Origin of the sequence: Bacillus cihuensis, from assembly GCF_000504145.1 — a bacterium.
GTDB lineage: Bacteria > Bacillota > Bacilli > Bacillales > DSM-1321 > Peribacillus > Peribacillus huizhouensis.
In genome coordinates this window covers 616,199-637,751 of sequence record NZ_AYSD01000010.1, presented here as the reverse complement: position 1 = coordinate 637,751, position 21,553 = coordinate 616,199, and the positions used below count along the sequence as shown (strand labels likewise).

Genomic DNA, 21,553 nt, shown 5'->3' with positions numbered 1-21,553 from the left:
CATTTAGTTAGTTTTATGATTAAGCTAAATAATAAATAGGAAATTGGGGGAAACAGTATGACAACTGTAGGATATTGGTTTATTGGCTTTGCGTTAGCTTACACTTTCTTTCTTATTTTTGTAAGCCAGCTTGCAAGAAAGAAAGCAGTGGACGGAAATGGATTTTTTGTTGGAGGGCGAGGATTTAACACTTTATTTGTTACGGTTTGTATAACGGGGCTTTTTTCTGGTTCATCATATATTGCCATATTGGAACTTAGCTATCTGACTGGAATATCTGCTATTTGGTATGGGGTTGCTGAGACCATTCATGTTCTTATCATTGCGCTAGTTTTAATTGCACCTTTCAGAAAAAGAGCGTTAATTACTATTTCGGGATTGTTAGGAGACCGCTACGGAGAGAGCGTTCGAGGGGTTGCAGGTGCCATTACCGCATTTACATTTCCTATGTGGTCGGTTGCAACTGCCCTTGCATTTGCTTCAGCACTCTCTGTTTTTACAGGAATTTCGTTAATTTGGTCGGTCGCACTAACAGCATTATTACTTCTTGTATATTTACAGTTCGGCGGTATGTGGTCCATTGGATTCACACAGTTAAGCAATGTAATCGTATTTTTCATTATGCTTGCAATTGGTACTTATGCATTCTTTCTTAATCCTGGAATCGAAGGAATTAAAACTTTATTTACAGAAAAACCACAGCTGGCTTCTTTTAATGGAGCAGGTATTCAAACGATCTTGGCATGGTTTGGCACATTTTTATTTAACGTCATTCTTGCACAGGCAGCATTTCAAATGGCATTATCTTGTAAAACTCCGAATCAAGGGCGAAACGGATTAATTTTCGCATCTTTACTTGGAATACCTTTAATTATAGGGGCTGTTGTTTTTGGCTTAGCCGCAGCTCAAGTTGTTCCAAATGAATCTCGTGGGCTTGTCGCTGTTCCTCTTTACTTGATGGAAACACTTCCTGCTCCACTTGTTGGATTATTTTTTCTAGGTTTCTGGGCCGCTGCTCTAAGCTGGGGAGCGCCCTGCCAATTTTCAGGTGCTACGAGTCTTGGACGTGATGTAGGAAAGGCATTAAATCCAAAAGCAACGGAGCTTCAGCTTGTCCGTTACACGAAATGGTCATTACTTTTATTAACTGTTTTAATGGTAGGATTTGCGCTATTACGTTCAGAACAATCGGCATGGTGGAATGTCCTTGCCTGGGTAACTAGAAATTCAGCAACTTTTGCACCAGTAGTAGCTGCATTATTTTGGCCAGTAGTAACAAGACGGGCTGCCCTTATTTCTCTATTTACCGGTTCACTTTCTGGATTATTGTGGTATCACCTTAGCGGATGGGCGATTAGCGATTTCTACCTGAACATTCATCCTGTATGGATAGGAATGGTCATTAATATTATTACCATTATTTTAGCTAGTTTGGTTGATAATGTTGGGAAATGGGAATGGAGAGGATCTGTTAGAAGCTTTGGATTTTATTCTTTTGTATTCTCTATTACTTTGACAGTTTATATGGTTCCTTCATTTAGTTTCCTGTACCAAAATGGGCTAATCGGTTTATTTCTAATGCTCATTGTATCAGGTCTATTTATTAGCTGCATGTTTTTCATTAAGAAGAAGGAAAAATCCATTATTACTGACATTCAAATAGGAATTTAAAGGAGCTAAATCATGAAAATTAAAGAAAATATTCACATAAGAAATATAGAAGTAAATACAAAGTGGAAAAGGAAGGTACAAACAGAACATTTCGTTCGAGGGTTTCAATTTTTAATCGATGAACCCCAAAAGTTAGGCGGCGATAATGAAGCCCCCACTCCGTTGGAATATGTTCTTGGATCCTTTAATGGATGTTTATTGGTTGTCATTGATTTAGTAGCAAAGGAATTGGAGTTTCAATATGATAACATCGATATCACAAGCAATGCACTTGTTGACCGGAGAGGCCTTGCCGGAACAGCAAATGTATCTCCATATTATCAATCTGTTGAAAACGAAATAATCTTTTATACAGAAGAAACCGAAGAAAGATTAGAAGAATTAAAGGAAATTGTTATCAAGCGGTGCCCTTTATATAATTTGCTGAAAAATGCTGGTGTTAAGATTCATTTGAATTGGACAATTAAATAGAATTATTTTCAGGAAAAGGGTTAGTTCCCCCTGTTTTAACACAGATAAAGACTGACCCAAAATCTGATTAATCGTATGCCATGCGGTCCAAAAGAACCCTTTGTCCAACCTTTTTTTGTTTTTGTTGGATGAAGGGTTCTTTAAATTTTATAAGTTTAAAAAAACCTCATTTACTTATGGTACGGTTCACCGTGATATATCTAAATGAGGTTTCCTTTTTCTCTAATAAACCTTTCATCAAGAGGCTTTAAAACAGAACAAAAAAATGTATAAAATTCAATTTTATACATAATATAGCAAATTCACATTATAAAATCTGGTAATATCATAGTAAGGTACTAATGTCCACTCGTTACGATCCATTTCTCATTCGTCTTTATGATGATCTTTTTCGGAAGGAGCAATTGCTAAACCACTAAAAGAAATTGGTCCTACAACTGCAGCTTCCGTACCATTAGTAATATTTTCAACTGTTACTTGATAAAGATGTGTATCTTTCCTCACATTCATATCTATAGCTTGAAATGTTGCTATATAGTTTACCTCTGATGTAGGGTCTGATTCCACTCCTTCTTGAGCCCTGAAGATTTCTTTTCCATCACGGAAGATCTTAAACAAAAGTTGAGATGTACCAGTAACTCCACGCACTCCCACTGTCGCAATTAATTCTACATTATTTTCCTTTTCATTTCTTCGAGGAATAGTTATATTAATATGTGCTACTATTAATCTTTTCGGAGAATGAGGAATCATTTTTGGACTAATTTGATCAACCTTACGAACCGGTTCTGTTGCTTTATAATCAATTATACGAAACATTAAAGTCACCCCCTTATTACAGTAAAATATGCAATTAAAGAGATATAGCCTGGGCAACCTAATCACAGTAAGTTGAAAAAAACTAAAAAGGCTAATGTAAAAGGAATTCTCTACTTAAGCCCAATTAGGCGCTTTAGAGTAGCGCCTGCCCCCCAGTACGCATCGGGGGTCAGGCACCACTTTCTCAATTAAAAGTTATCAAAAATCCCTTTGTTATGGAAATAGATCAAAGGGATTTTTGTTCAATATACTAATTTAATTCTTAATAGCTACCTATATTGATTTCTAAATAGCATAGTAGTAGATAATGCATGAGTGATAGCAGGTAATGGTCGACTTTTATTCCACAGATTTAAAACCTCATTTACTTATGATACGGTTCTCCGTCCTTAATCCCAAACTAATTGTAGTTATTCCACAATCTGGCCCTTTTCATGAAGAAAGACGCTTTCCTTATTTCAGAAAAGCGCCCGATTCTAGAATAACCTAATGAATTATCGAACTTTAATTGTGTTAAAATAACTTTCGAGGTGCATCTTGCATCTTATGAACTATGACAATATTGATCTAACCAAAATTTACGATTATAAAGATTTTCCTGATAAACAATCTGGACGATGCGATAACTGTGATAATAGTCATTTCGAATCAAAGGTTAATGTGTAGCTGTATAATAAAGTTTGATCAAAAATATCGCTTAAACCTGCATTTTACGATAAATAAAAAGAATCCATTTTGAAAAAAGATTGATCAAAATGGAGTCATATCTAGCAGATTTAAGTATCGTTTTTATTAAAAATTTTGATCATTTCCTTCCTGTGTTGTTCTAAAATCTGCCCTATAATGGAATAGCTAAAATATGATTTCAATCATAAAATTACTTATCTCCCCTTTCACTAAAGAGCTACCCATTAGTACTATAAAAAATGACCGCCATTAAGACGATCACACTCTTTTGAGTTCCAATTCGGAAAATCTTCAGGAACACTCTTACTATTCTAGACTACTTCTGTCTGCGCTGAATCTCCTGCTTCTCCATATAACTGCGCATCCGTCGCATATATTCGGGTGCGTCCATCGGATTCCCGACGATCATTTCAATGATACAGAGTCTTTCGGCACTTTCCTTTTCAGCTTGGGTTATAGCCTGATCAAGCTCTCCATAGGTCCGAACCGTAACGGTAAACGCGTGGCCACCAAAGGCTTCGGCCAGCTTGGTGTAAGACCATCGAGGAATTTGGTTGTACTTTTGATCCTCTGTTTTGACATTCAAATATTTCTCGATCGTATAACCATCGTTGTTCAAGACAAAGATTATGGGCTTGCAGCCGTAATAAAGCATGGAACTGATCTCTTGGGCTGTCAGCTGAAGGGAGCCGTCACCCGTAAACAGTAGCACCCGGCGTTCCGGCGCGGCGATACTAGCACCGAAGGCCGATGGTGTGGCGTAACCGATTGACCCCCAGCCTCCTTGCCCAATATATGTTACATTGCTCGGCAGTCTCACCTCCGCCATTCCATTGTAGAACGTCCCGGTCTCGACGATCACAATATCGCTCTCTTTCAGCATGCGCTGAAAACGGGGATAATAGCCTGCTGCCATTAGAGGTTCGTCGGCACTAGCTGTGACATGATCGTAAGGAAATGACAATTTTCCCTCCAACCCTTTGCCCTTGTAACCCACTTTCTGTACTGCTTGCAGCATGTCGGCTGCCAGAACATTCTGATATTCCGCCTCAGCTACCTTGACCATATCCGGTTGAATATTGACAGTCATCAGTGGGTTCAGCTTTGCGATAAAATTTGCGGTGTTGGTGTCCGCCCATACCATGCCGACCGCAATGATACAGTCTGCATTTTCTACCGTGCTTTGGACTTCGGAACTTCCGAAAGAACCTAGGTACATTCCGATATAATTCTGATGGGTTTCGTCGAATGCTCCCTTCCCGAATATCATCGTCACAACAGGCACGTTCATGGCGTCGGCCAGCTGCCGAACTGCTGTCTGAAGGCCGAAACTCATCGTTTTGACGTCCACCAAAATGGCCGGCCGGTGGGCACGCTCCAGCAGCTTTCGGACATGATCTGCCACTGCCTGAAGGGTTTTCAAGTTGGACATTGGACGCGTCGGCATCGGCTCCTCACGGGCCGTGATCGGCTTGGTCACTAAATCATCGGCAACAACCAGGTATACCGGCTTTTTCTTTTCCTTCGAAATGCGAATCGCAGCAGGAATTTCAATCTTGGCGTTTTCCGGCGTAAGCACCGCGGTATAAACCGCAATATGCTCATACATTTTGCGGAAGACATCAAAATTTCCATCCATTAGGGTGTGGTGCATCAGCTTGTGCTCCTTTTGATCCTTATCAGGTGGCGCACCCACAATGTGAATTATTGGCACATGCTCGCTGTTGGCACCCGCTATCGCATTGCAGGCGCTAAGCTCCCCGACCCCGAAGGTCGTAATAAGAGCGGAAATGCCTTTGATTCTTGCGTAGCCATCCGCGGCATAACCCGAGTTTAGTTCATTCCGTCCACTTATAAACCTGATGCCGTTATACCGCTCCAAAGTATCAAGCAGTGTAAAATTATAGTCCCCTGCGACGCCGAAAATTTCAGTAATGCCCTCCAGCTTCAGGCAATCGAACAAATACTGGCCAACCGTTTTTTGAGGCGTTCCAGAGCTGCCCACAGTCATCATGTTATCCATCGCGCTCTCACTCCTTATCCATTTCCTGGGTTTATTCTCTTTTATAGTACCCTTTCATTGAACAGGTTATCCCGCGTGCGGTGCGGCGAGCGGTATTCTATGCGTTATATCCTTTAAATATTTTGTAATCTTTCTTAAACTAAACTACCACTATAGTGTAATTACATTTCTTCACAATCTACACACTAACATTAACATAAATATCCGGTCCGTTTTGAAAGTCTTATTCCACTAAATGGCCCTATAACGGAAAAAAGCGATCTTCTTTATTGAAGAATCGCGCCCGATTGTTGCATAACTCTATTCCCATAAATTATTTATGATACAGTTCAACCAATTTCATTGGTAATATATATGTTCATACTTAGATTCCATTATTATGTATATTAAAGTTATGAAAAAATAAAGTTGTCTATTATGGAGATTATATTATGTCAAAATATGATTCTACCAATTTTCTATACTAATTGAGGCTGTTCTCTAAAATTAATATGTTCGTACCATTGGTGCTGTATAATTTGCAATATATTGTTCGATTTCGATGAATGAGTTGGAAAACAGCATTGCTTTTTTATCTGCTTCAGTTAAAAAACCGTTTGTTACCATATCATCATAAAAATCTTTTAATTTATCATAGTAGCCACCTACATTGAATAAAATACATGGATTTTGGTGTTGACCAATTCTTGCCCATGAAATTACCTCAGAGATTTCTTCTAGAGTTCCCGGTCCCCCAGGCAGTGCAATATAGCAGTTCCCTAATTCAATCATCTTGTTTTTACGTTCAGACATGGAATGAACAACTTCTAAACGAGTTAAATTTGGATGACTTAGCTCTCGGTCCATTAAAAATGTTGGAATAATGCCGATTACTTTACCGTTATGTAATAAAACTTCATCTGCAATCACGCCCATTAGACCTGCCTTTCCTCCGCCGTATACTAAAGTATGACCATTTTCGGCAATCCATTTTCCAAGTGATCTTGCTGCCTCTTCGTATAAATCATCGTTACCTAGACTTGCACCACAATAAACTGAAATATTCAAATTTTATACCTCCTTTATGTTATCATTATAGAGGTATAAGGAGTGATTTTCATTGAATGTTTTTGAATACCAAAAATGGATAACAGAATTTTATAAAAAACGAGGCTGGTATGACTTAAACGCCTTTATTCGTGTAAATTTTTTAACGGAAGAGGTTGGTGAAGTTTCAAAAGCCATTCGAACAATTGAAATTGGGCGTGATCGTCCAGATGAAGAAACTCTACCAAAAGAAAACCAAATTGAGAATTTAAAAGAAGAACTAGGCGATGTTCTTGATAATTTATTTATTTTAGCTGATAAGTACGAAATTGATTTAACTGAAATTATGTTAAGCCATAAAGATAAACTAACAAAACGATATCAATAATAATGCATGTAACCTTTAAAAAGCCCCTAAATAAAAGTTTTAAAATAACAAAACCACCTAAATCGTTGTCATATCAACGTTCTAGGTGGTTCTTTTCAAAAATCGCACTTACTTATGATACGGTTCACCGTATCAAATCTAAATGAGGTTAATTAAACTTTTATAGAAATTAACTTAAGGAGGAAATTCCTATAATTTGTTATTGATTTGATTTGTATGAATTATTACACTGCATTCCCTCGAGAGCATTTGCTTTGTTTTTTTCCAATTCCTTATCAATGACTTGTGATAATCTTTCTTTACTAGCTAACCCCTGAATCACTTCTTCGCCAAACACAAAGTAATCAAACGTTCGTTTTAAAACGCGCAATTCCTTGCTATGACAAGCCGCATCCGCATCATATCTTCAGGAAATAAAATTAATTAAATGTTTGTTTGGTTTAATATATTGAACAGAAATGAACACCTAGGGATTAATTGCCAAAGTGCTTCGCCAGTTAACCCTTTCGTTCTTTGATTTGCATTTATGGGAAAAAATTTTTAGTTTAAGTAGGGATCAAAAATGTTAAATTCATTTTTCCTTGGAATCATATCGATGTATTTTTTTCAGAAGAATGATCATTTCTAAACTGTTTAGGAGTTAAACCAGTGTATCTTTTAAAGATTCTTATAAAATAACTTTGATCGTTGAAATTTAGCCATGTACTGATGTCTGAAATCGGATAATTTGATAAAGCCAACAACTTTTTTGCTTCGTCTACTCTATGCCGTTGAATATATTCACTTACAGGAATACCGACTTCTTTTTTAAAAAGGGATGATAAGTAATTGGGACTTAAACGACACACTTCTGCAAGTTGTTCAAGTGTAATGTCGCCATAAAGATGGTTGTAAATATAATGTATACAGGCAGTTATAGGCGATGAATATTTTTCTTTATTTAATTGGTGTACACGATGGGTGTAATCACTTATGGCATCTTCCGTTAATCTCAATATTGCTTTTAAGTTTCCTAATTCCTCAATCTGCTGAATGTAGAAATCACTTAACGTAAAGGCCGTTTCTTCGTTTAAACCGCCTTCAATAGCAGCTCTGCATACAAGCGCAATTCCCGTTATCATTAAGTTTTTTTCACTTCTCAAGCGATTCCGTCTCGACAATAATCCTAATTCTGCCTCACCGACAATTGAGTAGTCGAATATATCCTTTAATTTATCAATACGACCGTTTTGGACATAATCAAGTAGAACTCGTTCATAGGAAAGATTAGAATGAAAAATAAAATTCCTTCTCCCTTTCGAAAGCTCAAGTTCCAGCTTCTCTGACTCAATTATTTCGAGGTCTAACGCTTTATTGTTTTCTATGACATACGTTTGATCTAACGTTTTATGATAAATTAAATAATACACCAATAGACTAATCACTAAAAGTTTTTGATTATCAATAATCGGGACGGCTTGATAGTATTCAATGAGATTTCTTTTATTGACGTTTCCATTAAAAGCTTCCATAATCTTGGTAATATTTTCATCCGATATTTCGGACTCAAGGACAGGTCCTACAATAATCGCACCTAAATAATGGTTCAATTTTTTAAGATTAACAAAGAAAAAATTCAAATTTGAATTTGATAAAAAGATCGGAAAATCAAATGGATCATCTTCATAAGTATATACATTTATCTGCTCCTTGAACGGGACATGATAAGGATTACTCCTTAGGTCACTTCTTGAAAACTCGTATTCGAACTCGCCAAATCCATTGACATAATAAACAGGTATTCCATGAACTTCCGAAATAAGCTGGCAAATATATTGTAAATCCTCTGTTGATATCTCCATCTATTTCATCAACTCCATCCGTTTTTATAATCAGTTACATTATTTATTTTTCACATTAAAAAAATACTATTATCCGTAAGATAATACAATAATTGATTCTTAATCAGCAATAAAATAGGTGATGTAAGAAATCTTAAACAAAGGGGAAATGAACATGGAATTAGTAAATAAAATTGCCGTTATCACTGGTGCAGGAAGTGGCATTGGAAGAGCAAGCAGTTTGAAACTTTCTAGCAACGGGGCAACTGTTGTCTTAGTTGATTTTAATAAAGAGACAGGGGAAGAAACATTAAAGCTTGTAAAAGAGCAAGGTGGAGAAGGAATCTTCGTTCAAGCTGATGTATCGAAAAGTGAAGATGTGCAAAACTATGTAAATAAAGCCGTCGAAACATATGGACGTATTGATATATTTTTTAATAATGCAGGCATTATCCAAAAGTTCGCACCATTCACAACCGTTGAAGAATCCGAATTTGATCGGATTATGGACATCAATGTAAAAGGCGTATGGCTTGGATTGAAACATGTGTTAAAAGTGATGGAAGCTCAAGGAAGCGGTTCGATTATTAACACTGCTTCGACTGCAGGAATTCGTCCTGAACATAGTGTAGCTGTATACTCTGCAAGCAAGCATGCCGTTATTGGTTTAACAAAAGGAGCCGCATTAGAGTATGCGAAAAAAGGAATTCGTATTAATGCCCTTTGCCCAGGCGGCGTTCAAACAGCTTTAACAGCAAGTGTCGCTGAACAGTTTGAAAAAGACGGTTACTTCCCAGAAGAGATTTCAAATATGAGAATGGGCCGTTATGCTGATCCAAACGAGCTTGCTGAAATGGTTGTGTTCTTAGCATCAGACAAAGCAAGCTATATGACTGGTTCCATTGCACTTGTAGATGGTGGTTTAACTTTATAAGCGATTGAATTATCAGGCACGGGTCGTCATTTCTGAGTACATTCTTGTAATCCTAAGATAATATAACCGGTAGGAAGGTGCTCTCAATGATGACTATCCGGTTTAGAATATTTAGTAGAAAACTTAGCTCCGTGCAAATGTATAAGCATTGTGCGGAGCCTTATCAGGAAGCTGCTTCATGCTTTCTCTATCCATCGGCTTATAGTGTGCTCAAAATTCTATGCTTATTTGTGTATGACTATTTACCGATGGATAAAAGATTAAAATGCCATAGACAATGTGGCCCTTTGTTTACATACATATCTTTGAAACAATTCTAATTCTTCTAAATCAATTAGAAACTTTCCATTCATTAAGATATCAAGTCCTATTAGCCCATTTATACCCCAATCTTCTAAATTTCCGAAGTCTAGATTAATATTGTTTTTTTATTTTGGAAGTACCAAACAATAAAAAACCTCATTTACTTATGGTACGGTTCACCTTACTTAATATAAAATCAATAATTATTTATTCAACAATCTGGCCCGTTTGTGGAACAACCCTTTAAATAACTTCCAAAGAGGTAAAGCATCGTAACTTTTTTTGCAAACATCGTGACTTTATTTTAAATCCACATATTGAATTCCTTTTGTAGCTTTGATATATATATATTCTCATTTGTTACGGGCATCCAATTAAGCTACAAAAAGTAAAATACTATAGAAGTCAAAAACTATAATAAGAGGGCACCTGTTGTTATCATCTTATTTTTATTAAACAAAAACGACCATTCTTAATGAATAATCGTTCTTGTTCATCCCATTTATCATTATCTACGTACTTTTCTAAAATTTATCTGTAATGACTCCTATTGATGAAGCTTTAATAAAAGGTAATCCTCGCAGACTCTTCAAGGTTTCGGCATCACCAGTAACTACTACCCCAAATACCCTAATATCATCTTTAGTCAATTTTCCATCCTGTCCAAGCAAATTGTTATAAACCCGATCAAATTCCCCCTTAAATCTAGTATCGTATTCTCTTCCATTTTTTAATGCCCAAATAAAATGTTGTAATGGTTCTTCTAACCTTACATTGCTCGCATCTAACGCTTTAATCCCATAGACGGTTTTCTCAGAACGAATCCTTGAAAAGTTGGTCTCTTCGGTTTTTTGTTCTCCATTATCATCTATTTGAGTGATCGTAATAGATTTACTTTCTTCTTTTTCTTCATCGTTCAAATCATCAATCCAATACCACGATAATGTAACATCATTAGGCAGCTTGTCGCGAACTTTATCCATACTATAAGATTGATCAAATGACAAAGCGATCTCCATATTCTTATTGGCTTCAATCTGATCTAATAGATGCAAATCATTTTTATATTGAGGATAATCAACGAAAGGATAAAAGAAGATCATTTCTCTTTGTCCTAACTCATTGTACTTTTGTCTATCCAGATCTTCGGTATCATAACTTGTACCTATAATACTTGGTGCTTCACTTCCAATTAGATTGCCATTATAGTCTTGAAATAAACCATAACTATATTCACTTTCACCTGTATACACTACTTTTCCTTCGATAATTTTATAGGTTGTAAAACTATTTTTACCACCGAGAACACCATGGTACCGATCTATTTTCCCAATATATTTATTAGGAGCTGAAATTTCATTAAAGTCGGATACGGCAATTTGGGTCGGCGCTTCTAGTTTGTAAACTAAGTTTCTATTGGCTATTGAACCGCCAATGAAAAAGACTACTAAAACTCCTAAACTGATTAACACATTTCTTAGAATAGACTGCCATTTTGCTTTTTTTATTGCCTTTTTCAATTTATTTTTCTTTAGATGATCAAATAAATCATCCAGTTCTTTTTCATCTTTTATATCACCGTTTTTGTTATCTTTATTGTTCATCATGATTTCCCTCCCAAATGTGTTTGAAAGTATTTCTTGCACGGTAAAGATAAACTTTTATATTTTGTTCACTTGTCTCCAAAATGCTTGCTATTTCTTTATAAGATAAATCCATGTAATACTTCAAAATTAACAAGTTCTTATACGCTGGTTTTAATTCATTTAAAGCACTCATTAGCTCCTTCTTGTTTTGTTCGGTCAAATATATTTCTTCTGCACTATTACTTGATGGCTTTATCATCTCTAATTGCTCAGAAGTAAGATGAACCATTGTCTTCTTTTTACTATAAAGATTGTAGTAGTTATTAATGGCAACCTTAAAAAGCCAAGCTCTAACCTTATCTTCATGAATAGAATCAATGTTTTTTATAGTTCTATATAAGGTATCTTGCAAAATGTCTTCGGCATCTTCTTTTGAAGCCCCCATTTTCAAAAGATATTTATAAACCAGTTTAGCTTCATCTATTAGAAAATCTTCTATGGCCCCATTTTTCATGTTTCACCAACTTCTACTGTCATGCATTTTAGCCTAGCTAAAAAATAACGTTATTATTTAACTTACATATATAACAAATGAAAAGCCAAAAAGTATACAGTTCTTTTAAAAGAATTCTAGATTATTTATTTTAATTTGGGGAGTAAAGCCTTTTTATATATGATTATTTGGACTTTATAGAAGGAAATTATCTCATATCGTGGTAAATGAAGATGAAAAATAACTATAAACTTCGAGGATTATCATACAGAACTTATCAAAGAGCCTTATTTGTACAAACCCAACGTTTTTAGTACAAAAGGGGAGCGAAGAAATCTCATCCTTGAATAAACCACCGTTTATTTACTCATTTAACTGAGTATATTAAAACACCAAAAATCTCTACATTTTATCTGAAAGCAGAGATTTTATCCATGTTTAACGAATCGCTTTTTTTGCTAAAGTACTACTCTATATTCAAATCATCTTACTCCATTAAATGGCCCTTTAATTGAACAAGTCCTTAAAGTATCACATGAATACCATATACAAATCTAGTTAACATAAAGTCAATTTCCGGAACTTCCGAACTATAAAACCCCTTGGCGCTCAAGGGGTTCCAAATGGTCCATTTTTATCGTTTATACATGATTTTATACATGGTTGATTCATAAAAAAGGGATGTTTTATGCAAATTCTTCTTTCACTAAATCCCCCATTAGTTAAACAAATCTACTTATTTTTATTATGCAGTTCAAATGACTCTTCAAATTTATCCCATTTTACATTTACTTGTATAACTTCATCTTCGTTTACTTTTGCCCCACCTTCTGATTTTCCAAAAGAAGTAAATATTAATTCTCTAGGAGGATCAGTGAATTCCTTTGTTGATGTTTCGTTCTTGCAGAACATCTTTAACCATGCCGCCCCGTCCATTACTAAACGATATATCGGAATTACACAAGACGAAATCGACGAATCATTACAAGATTTCTCCTTATGACACGTTCAGAACTTATTCCTTTTTAAATTCAAAATTTCAACAAAAATCCTGCAGTAAGATGCAAGCATACCTCATCCTATTAATCTGACTTCCAATAAGTATATTTTTAACTAAATTGTCAAGTATAACTATTGATAATTATTATGAGGTGTAAATAAATATGGAAAAAAAATTAGAATTTAACGATGTTAAAGAACACTTTGAACATAGAGGTTATACCTATTCCAAAGCATTTATATCAATAGCAAGACTCCAATAAAATACAGGTGTCCTAAACATCCTGACAAAATACTAGAAAGAACTTTAGATAATTTTCAAAACGGAAAAGGCTGTAAATTTTGCGGTGCTTTATGGCTGCCAGGTCATGAGGTCTGAAGAACAGGTGGAGTCGGCGAAACGAAGGCTGAAGCCATTCTATTGAAAAGCTATGCCAACGAATATGCCGGGCGGCTGAAAAACTGGATATGGTGAGAATCGTTCCGAGAAAGGAACTGACAAATACCCGGATGTACGGGTCTAAAACCTCAACATAGGGAAAACTATGTACCATCCAAACGATGGTGTGAGTGGCGTAGAGTAAAAATATGCTCTCTGAAATACGCTATGCCGAACTACGGCGGTATCTAGCTCACAGACCTACAGGGAAGCACCACCATATACGGAACCGTACGTACAGTGGTGTGAGAGGTCGGGGGTTATCCACCCCCTCCTACTCAATTATCCTACTTTATTAATGTCATCATCATCCGCTGTCAAGTCATCTAACGGTTTAGAATTCGTTTCTTCTCCTAATATTAAGGTAGATAACATACCTACTAGTAAAACACCTGTTGTCATTAAGAATACACCGATAAAACCATAGATTGGATACATAAATCCAATATAGATTGGTGCTAATAATCCGCCAATTCTTCCGAATGCGGAAGCGGAACCTGTACCTGTTGAGCGAATAATCGTCGGGTATTGTTCAGGTGTATACGTATACATACCTGCCATTCCGCCTACCATAAACAGTGATGTGAAAAATCCTGCTATAATAATGGTTGTTGATGTGTCTGCTTGGCTTAAAAATAAGGCTGAAACCGCTCCTAATCCTAGGTACGCGCAGATAACCTTTTTCCGGCCAATCTTGTCATTTAAAAAGGCTGCAGAAAAATAACCCGGTATTTGTGCAAGATAGATCAGAATCGAAAACATAAAAGATTTAGAAATTTCAAATCCTTCATTATAAAGAAGGGTCGGAAGCCATGTAAAGAAACCATAATAAGAAAAGATTACAGAGAACCAGAGAATCCAAACCATAACTGTTCTTTTCACAAACTTTTTGTTCCAAAGTGTAAAGAAGCTGCCTTTTGCTTTTGGAGGCTGTACAAATTCAGTTGGCTCTGGAAGTTTGCCGATATACTTCTCAACATTTGCTTCCATTCTGCTCATTTCTTTCTCAGCTTCTTCTAATCTGCCGCTAGATTCAAGCCATCTAGGAGATTCAGGTAATGTTCTTCTCCAGTATAGAACTAAAAAGATTGGCAGTGCAGTGATAATGAGAGCAATACGCCATCCCCAATCTTCAGACATCGGAATAACAAAATAACCAATAACCGCTGCTGCTACATAACCAAAAGAGTGGAACCCTGTCAATGCGCCAATATATTTTCCGCGATATCTGCTTGCAATTAATTCTGATAAATACGGCGCTAAGATAGCGCTTTCACCACCTGTACCAATACCAGCAATTACTCGCATCCAAAAGAAATGTTCCCATTCAGCCGCAAATGCACTCGCCAAGGTTGCAAGGCAATAAATGACAAGTGTATACATGATGACTTTTTTCCGGCCTATTTTATCGCCAAGCCATCCGGAGAAAAATGCTCCAAAAAAGTAACCGATTAATACAGAACTTCCTAAAATTCCAGCCTGCTCGGAAGTTAAACTCCACAGACCAATTAAAGATGGTAATACGAAAGCAACCATTGCGATATCCATTGAATCAAATGTATTACCGAATCCTGTCCTTATCAGCATCTTCCTGTTATACTTATTATCAGGGATCCGCTCAATTCTAGCTCCAATATTCGCCATTTTTTATCCTCCTCTTGGCCGAACAATCAATTACTTAGTTGTCTTTATGACTCCAATAAAAGATTGCACAATTAAACTTCTAATTTGCTTTAAATCCCATTACATCTGTTAATATTTTACAACGATTTTCGATATTTCTGATAATAGGAAATATTCCGAAAAGTGTCGGCGAAAAAATATATTTTAAATTTATATTCTTATTCATTGATCTGGTATAGATGGGTATCTTCACTATTATTCCTATGTGTTCTAGCATAAGAGGGTTTCTTGTTCTGGGATTTCATTATGGTTTAAGGTAATTAGGATTGGTAATATTACCTCATCTAATCTTAGCAGGCATATATAAGGAAGAGTGTTTTCACATTGTTCAGAAATTTCCTCAATAAATCCTTAAATATTCGGCTGCTGGCTATTTACTCCATTGACGAAGTTTCTATCTGTTAGTCACCGATTTTTTTCCGAATAATCTTTAATGAAAAATAAAATGTGTTCTAAAGGATTCTTCTCAGCTGAATCCTTTTTTATAAAAAGGTATTCAGCTGGGAACCCATAAAATTTAATCTAATAAATTCTAATTTATTTAGCTTCTTCAAAACCTGACCATTCTAAAATGTTTAGAACGTTCGTTTCAACGCAGTCTAACCAATCTTGAATATTTACCCACTCATCCGCGCCATGCAGGTTGCCGCCTTTTGGTCCATAAATAATTGCTGGCATATCCATATAAATAAGCGGGAAGCGGATATCACTGAATGTAGGCATTCCATATATTTCCGTTGTTCTGCCAACAACTTCATCAATATTTGATTTGACCATTTGCACAAATGGATGGTCTGGACTGATCTCCGCTGGGCTTGTATGCCATTCATAAGAAATTTCCGGCGGGTTTTTAGATAACCATTCATCAATAGCCGCAATTTCCTTAATTGCGTTTTCAATCTGTGCTTTCACTTCTTCAAGTGTTTCATTTGGCGGGTAGCCTATTGTTCCAGTTAATTCACATTCAGCCGGAACTTTATATGCCCATTCACCAGCATTAATCATTGCAGGTGTTAAATTACTTGAACGGACTTGCATATCTGAAGCGGCGAAATAACGTTCAAACGGAGCATAGCTGACAGTTTCTACGCGTTTATTGTCCAGTTCAACTAAAGCGTCATATATTTTCATCGCTTTGCCGATTGCATTCACACCAACTTGTCCGTTTAAGTTATGAGCGGCCACACCTGTCACTCTTACTTTAAAAATCAATCCGCCTGCACAAGCAATTTGTGGACCTGCACCAGTTGTTAATGGATGCGGATAAATACATGCATCTGCTTTAAAATTCTGTTCTTCAAGGTATTGAACCATTGCAACAGCTCCGCCGGCTCCGCCTACCTCTTCATCAACAACGGAAATGGTTGTAATATTTCCTTTTGGCTTTAGACCCATATTTTTAATAACCTGCAGTGCAGAAAGGATAGAACCGTATCCGCCTTTATTATCAGCTGTTCCTCTTCCGTACATAAGTCCATTTTCAATTACACCTTCAGTTGGCGGGTAATTCCAGTGGATCTCATCCCCAACCGGTACCGTATCAACATGTGTAAAAAGTAAAAGTGACCGTGCATCTTCTGATCCAGTCCATTTCCCAACAACATTCGGACGGTTCTTAAAACCAACTTTACGTTCTACATCTGACTCCGTATATTCCGGATGCTGTCTTACTTTCACTGGATCTGCTTCGAATGTATCTACTTCAAGACCAAGGTCTAACATAACATTTTTAATATGTTCCTGAACCGGCCCTTCATAACCAGTTTCACTTGGGATTTGGATTAATTTTTGAAGCCCCTTAATTAACTCTTCACGATTTTCTTTCATGTATGTGCTTACCTTTTCACGTACTCCATTTGATAAAACAGTTGCCATTTAAAATTCCTCCAGTCGTTTAAGTTTTTTATGCAGCAGGCTATTCCAGTTGTTGCTTTTGCTTATATTCGATAGGGCACAAGACATTATTCTGAATATTTTTACCCTTTCGAATATTCCTTAAAATAAATGTACCATGGCTTTTTTATTATTTAAAATACATATTTCGAAAGGTTTAATACTTTAAAAATATTAAAGTTTATCATTTCTGAGTTACAATGTATGAATTTAGCATGTAAAAGACTTTACTGCTGCGGTATTTTGCAAAACAGCTCATATGTAATGAACATTTTTTCTACCCCCTATCCCGTTCTATCGTGAGAGGTATCCTAATGCTCAAAAAAACTTATAAAATACAGAAATTGTCGTATTTCCCCCACTGAAAATCGGCTGCGGATTTCATATCCTTTCATTCACTAATTTTCTCATTCTCGTTCATTATGAATTTCTCCTTTCAAGCAAAGGGGAAAGTCCCCTTTGCCTGTTAGTTAATTTTAAAGATAACCCTTTTCTTTCAAGCTGACATGCTTTCCAGTATGGGTAACTATCACATGGTCAAGGACTTCAATTCCAATAATTTTCCCCGCTTCTGCTAATCGCTTCGTTACTTCTATATCTTCTCGGCTAGGAGTGGGATCTCCACTTGGATGCTGATGAGCGACTATGATAGAAGCCGCATTATTTAGAACAGCACTTTTCAACACGTCCCTTGGATGGACAATGCTTGCGTTCAAACTCCCAATTGATGCTCTATGAAGCCCGATAACTTGATTTTTGGTGTTTAACATCATCACAAGAAATACTTCTCTATCTTCTTCATCTGCAATATATGAAACTGCTAATTCTTGTGCATCTCCTGGTGATGCAATCCGATAAGATGAAAACTCTGATGATTCCCTGATTTCCTGTTTTATTCGTACTACTTCAATAATTGGGGTTAATGCCATTTAAAACACTCCTTTGTGGTTGTGATTTTGTACATTTCTTCTCCATTGATTTTCGGTCTGGCCTTTTGGACTTGTCCCTCCTCCTAAAGGCTTTTTCTTTAATGAATTTGGGGTTTTAAGTTTTTCCTTTTGTCTTTCGAAGCGAAGTTTGTTCCCCAAAGGGGGACTATTTTTCCCCTTTTGCAAGTAGAACGAAAAACACGCATAGGCAATGGGTCAAGGGCGATCTGAGCGCAAAAGTTTTTTATGTTGTGTAGCGTTTTTAATAAAAAAGTTTTGTGCCCCTTGACCGATTGACTAGGCTTCTTGGCTTCTGGCCGGAAAGGTTCGGGTGTCCTGCCGGCCAGAAGATTAGAAGCCTTGCGCTGTTTTACGATTCGGAAGGCAAAAGGGAAAAATAAAATAAAAAGCAGCCGGATGGCTGCATTCCTTTCGTCTTTATCTCTTTGATCTTCAGTACTTCGGTTCGTTCGGTATGGAGGGAACCGCAAATGGAACAAACAGGAACCTACGGAATGTAGGCGCTAGCCGTACAAATCGTGGTTATCGGGCCATTTAATGCTGTAGTGCTGCCGCCCGAAGTATGCTTGAAGCCTTTATCTATAAAACCATCTAAAGAAAAACCGCACCTAAAGACTACTCGAGCATCACAAATGAATATAACGTGAAATATATTGATATTGAGCAAGGGAGCTTATTTAGTCATAACTAAGATTTACTTTCACCAGGTACCCTTGCTCTTAACCGTAAAGAACAACTGATTCTTGACAGTGACAATAAGGATAAATAACAATCTTGCACATCTGCTAGTAAAGGTATTACATAACTCAAGTAACGATAATCGATGCCATTTAAATGAACCTTCCTGAAAAATAATGAATTAAAATGGACATGTAACAGATTCTCATTGATAACAAGAATAAACTCTCATTCTCCCTTTTCTTATAAGTTTAATTGAATATAATTATTCAGAGCAACATTTAGGTTTTTATTTTTGCTAAGAGTTGATAAAAGGGGATACCTCAATGAATAAAGAGAAACTATTAAAAAGGCTTCAGAGTGCGCATCAAGGTAATTTATTTTCACTAGAAATTCCCAAGAATACTAAAGAAGATGAAAATAAGATTGAAGAATTAGTTAAAGAATTAGAGAGAGAAGGAAAAATTAAATTAAGAGAGTATGTGCAGCGAGAATACTCCGTTTATTTACAAGGAATCCTTAAGTATGTATCCGATTAATCGGATACTTTTTTATTAGAATTTAGAAAAAACTTTAACAGAGACTTTTGAAAAGAACAGAGTACATATAACCCGTCTTATATGTACTGGTACCTCTTTTGTGGCAACAAAAAAAGGAGCTGCATCCGGTATCATGTATGTGCAAGCTTTAAAGTACGTGGTTATCAGACCATTTAATAATGTTAAAAGCCTAATTCCTCAGTATTATAAACGAGAAATTGGGCTTTCTTTATTTCACAAACGCGCCCTTTAATGGAAGATCGGTTTACAATACTCAGAAATTAAAATATTGCGGAAAAGCTCCCAGTTTAGTGACATAAAATCCTTTTCAATATTTGTATATGTTTATGAGAAATGGGAATTAATTGTATCTTCCACTTTCTTTAACATGCCTTTATATGCTTCTTCATCAAGGTATCCAATACTTCCGAATAGTAAATGGTCCACAGGCTCAATTCCAGTAAAATCAAATATTCCAGTGTCAGAAGTGACTTTCAGACCTGCTGTCATACCCATCTCATCGTAAACCTCATTGGGATGACCATGAGTATTGATGATAAGACCTTTTTTACCTTTCAATAGCTTAATTGTACCTTCTTCCCCAGCAGAATAAGCAAATCCAAATGCAAATACTCGATCTACGTATCCTTTTAAAATTGCTGGAAGACCTGTCCACCAAATAGGGTAAATAAATGTTATAACGTCTGCTTCAGCAATAAATTCTTGTTCCGTTTTAATATCATTAGGTGTATTTCCTGCTTTCATAGCGGCTGTATCTTCTGGTTTCAGGACAGGTTGAAAATCAAGTGCATATAAATCACGAACAACAACCTCATTACCATTCTTTTTTAATGTATTCACTGTTGCTTCCAAAATCGCGTGATTTAAACTTTCAGGGTATGGATGTGCATAAACAATCAGATGTTTCATTTCAAATAACCTCCGAGTATATTATTTGGCTAACAAGCTTCATCAAATACTAGTATTAGACATTTCTTAAATAATCATGAACAATGAGAGAAAAAATGTAATTCCCTGCTTAGATACTAGTTAAAAAAATGATTACATTAAAACATACATGCTCAAATCAAAACTTTGTATCTCTATGTTGTCATTTGAACTGAGCTTTTTATAGTTTAACAAGCGTTCTTCCACGTACTTTTCCTTCTAAAATATCAGCTAATACTCCTGGAAGCTCTTTTAATGAAATTTCATTTACCAGGTCTTCATTTAACGTTGTTGGTTTTAAATCATCCCCAAGACGATTCCAAACCTTTAAGCGCTTATTCATTGGACATTCAACCTAGTCAATACCAAGCCAATTGACTCCTCTTGATATGTAAGGAAGAACTGTTGTGGACACTCCTATCCCACCTGTTAAACCACATGTAGCTACAGACCCTCCATATTTCAAGGTACTTAATATATATTGAAGAGTTTTCCCACCAACGGGATCGATAGCACCAGCCCATTTTTCTTCACGAATTGGTGTTTGATCTGTATCTATTATTTCATGACGATTCAAAATTTGTTTAGCCCCTAATCCTTTTAAATAGGCCTCTTCATTAGATTTACCTGTACCAGCGACCACTTCATACCCTCTTTTAGCCAAGATATTGACTGCAATACTGCCCACTCCACCTGTAGCACCTGCTACTAAAACTGGTCCCTGGCCAGGTTCCAATTCATTATCTTCAAGCCTTTGAACGGATAATGCTGCGGTAAACCCAGCTGTTCCAAGTATCATGGCTTCTTTTAAAGACAATCCTTTTGGAAGAGGAACAACCCACTCTGCAGGTACACGTGCCATTTCGCTAAATCCACCAAAATGTCCTGTTCCTAACTTATAACTAGTCACAATGACTTCATCACCTGTTTTAAATCGTTCATCTGTTGAATCAATAATCGTTCCAGCTAAATCTATTCCTGGCACTAAAGGATAGGACTCTACAAACTGATTTCGGATGGACACTATACCGTCTTTAAAATTCACACTAGAATAAGCTACGCGAATTGTTACTTCCCCGTCTGGTAAATCATCCATGCTCAATTGTTTCATTTCTAGCTTAGTTTGATCACCAATTTTATCGAGCACCATTGCTTGAAAAGTATTCATTTTCTTAATCATCTCCTCTCTTCATGATATAATCG

The 21,553-nt window shown here is 36.4% G+C and carries 16 protein-coding genes and 1 pseudogene; 5 read left to right on the top strand and 12 right to left on the bottom strand.

Going from position 1 to position 21,553, the window contains the following annotated elements; all coding sequences use genetic code 11:
• Window positions 1–57 precede the first annotated feature (57 nt).
• Window positions 58–1,671, top strand: a complete 1,614-nt coding sequence (locus V179_RS0102820) for a sodium:solute symporter family protein (protein WP_028390180.1) — start codon at window positions 58–60, stop codon at window positions 1,669–1,671.
• A 12-nt stretch (window positions 1,672–1,683) separates the two neighbouring features.
• On the top strand, window positions 1,684–2,142 hold the full coding sequence (locus tag V179_RS0102815) for an OsmC family protein (protein WP_051404802.1): 459 nt from the start codon (window positions 1,684–1,686) through the stop codon (window positions 2,140–2,142).
• Between the two features lie 366 nt (window positions 2,143–2,508).
• On the opposite strand, the gene V179_RS0102810 is transcribed toward V179_RS0102815, so the two are convergent.
• The 3 genes from V179_RS0102810 to V179_RS0102800 all read right to left on the bottom strand — a co-directional run bounded on the left by V179_RS0102810 (window position 2,509) and on the right by V179_RS0102800 (window position 6,718).
• Window positions 2,509–2,961, bottom strand: a complete 453-nt coding sequence (locus V179_RS0102810; RefSeq protein ID WP_028390178.1) for a hypothetical protein — start codon at window positions 2,959–2,961, stop codon at window positions 2,509–2,511.
• A 1,003-nt stretch (window positions 2,962–3,964) separates the two neighbouring features.
• Window positions 3,965–5,671, bottom strand: coding sequence for an alpha-keto acid decarboxylase family protein (locus V179_RS0102805; protein ID WP_028390177.1), 1,707 nt, complete (start codon window positions 5,669–5,671; stop codon window positions 3,965–3,967).
• 486 nt (window positions 5,672–6,157) lie between these two features.
• Complete coding sequence (locus V179_RS0102800; RefSeq protein ID WP_028390176.1) at window positions 6,158–6,718, bottom strand: LOG family protein; 561 nt, start codon at window positions 6,716–6,718, stop codon at window positions 6,158–6,160.
• A 52-nt stretch (window positions 6,719–6,770) separates the two neighbouring features.
• Between V179_RS0102800 and V179_RS0102795 the strand changes: the two genes are divergently transcribed.
• Window positions 6,771–7,085 (top strand): MazG nucleotide pyrophosphohydrolase domain-containing protein, encoded by a 315-nt coding sequence (locus V179_RS0102795; protein WP_028390175.1) that lies wholly within the window; start codon window positions 6,771–6,773, stop codon window positions 7,083–7,085.
• A gap of 587 nt (window positions 7,086–7,672) precedes the next feature.
• On the opposite strand, the gene V179_RS0102790 is transcribed toward V179_RS0102795, so the two are convergent.
• Window positions 7,673–8,926, bottom strand: coding sequence for a helix-turn-helix domain-containing protein (locus V179_RS0102790; RefSeq protein ID WP_028390174.1), 1,254 nt, complete (start codon window positions 8,924–8,926; stop codon window positions 7,673–7,675).
• A 154-nt stretch (window positions 8,927–9,080) separates the two neighbouring features.
• Between V179_RS0102790 and V179_RS0102785 the strand changes: the two genes are divergently transcribed.
• Window positions 9,081–9,839, top strand: coding sequence for an SDR family NAD(P)-dependent oxidoreductase (locus V179_RS0102785; protein WP_028390173.1), 759 nt, complete (start codon window positions 9,081–9,083; stop codon window positions 9,837–9,839).
• Between the two features lie 827 nt (window positions 9,840–10,666).
• Here the strand turns inward: V179_RS0102785 and V179_RS0102780 are convergent.
• The 6 genes from V179_RS0102780 to V179_RS0102750 all read right to left on the bottom strand — a co-directional run bounded on the left by V179_RS0102780 (window position 10,667) and on the right by V179_RS0102750 (window position 18,164).
• Window positions 10,667–11,749 (bottom strand): anti sigma factor C-terminal domain-containing protein, encoded by a 1,083-nt coding sequence (locus tag V179_RS0102780; protein ID WP_028390172.1) that lies wholly within the window; start codon window positions 11,747–11,749, stop codon window positions 10,667–10,669.
• The gene (locus V179_RS0102775; protein WP_028390171.1) at window positions 11,736–12,242 is read right to left on the bottom strand and encodes an RNA polymerase sigma factor; all 507 of its coding nucleotides are present in this window, start codon (window positions 12,240–12,242) and stop codon (window positions 11,736–11,738) included. The genes V179_RS0102780 and V179_RS0102775 overlap by 14 nt, the downstream gene beginning before the upstream one ends.
• 711 nt (window positions 12,243–12,953) lie before the next feature.
• Window positions 12,954–13,133, bottom strand: coding sequence for a hypothetical protein (locus V179_RS30950; protein WP_028390170.1), 180 nt, complete (start codon window positions 13,131–13,133; stop codon window positions 12,954–12,956).
• An 808-nt stretch (window positions 13,134–13,941) separates the two neighbouring features.
• Entirely contained in the window at window positions 13,942–15,303 is a 1,362-nt protein-coding gene (locus tag V179_RS0102760; protein ID WP_028390169.1) for an MFS transporter, read from the bottom strand.
• A 576-nt stretch (window positions 15,304–15,879) separates the two neighbouring features.
• The gene (locus tag V179_RS0102755; protein WP_028390168.1) at window positions 15,880–17,217 is read right to left on the bottom strand and encodes an ArgE/DapE family deacylase; all 1,338 of its coding nucleotides are present in this window, start codon (window positions 17,215–17,217) and stop codon (window positions 15,880–15,882) included.
• A gap of 494 nt (window positions 17,218–17,711) precedes the next feature.
• Window positions 17,712–18,164, bottom strand: coding sequence for a JAB domain-containing protein (locus tag V179_RS0102750; RefSeq protein WP_028390167.1), 453 nt, complete (start codon window positions 18,162–18,164; stop codon window positions 17,712–17,714).
• 1,025 nt (window positions 18,165–19,189) lie between these two features.
• On the opposite strand from V179_RS0102750, the gene V179_RS0102740 reads away from it, so the two are divergent.
• Window positions 19,190–19,402: a hypothetical protein gene (locus tag V179_RS0102740; RefSeq protein WP_028390166.1), complete on the top strand. Its 213-nt coding sequence runs from the start codon at window positions 19,190–19,192 to the stop codon at window positions 19,400–19,402.
• 345 nt (window positions 19,403–19,747) lie between these two features.
• On the opposite strand, the gene V179_RS0102735 is transcribed toward V179_RS0102740, so the two are convergent.
• Together V179_RS0102735 and V179_RS26930 are read right to left on the bottom strand one after the other, a co-directional pair.
• Window positions 19,748–20,332, bottom strand: a complete 585-nt coding sequence (locus tag V179_RS0102735) for an NAD(P)H-dependent oxidoreductase (RefSeq protein ID WP_028390165.1) — start codon at window positions 20,330–20,332, stop codon at window positions 19,748–19,750.
• Between the two features lie 199 nt (window positions 20,333–20,531).
• Window positions 20,532–21,518, bottom strand: a pseudogene (locus V179_RS26930) (acrylyl-CoA reductase family protein).
• Between the last annotated feature and the right edge of the window lie 35 nt (window positions 21,519–21,553).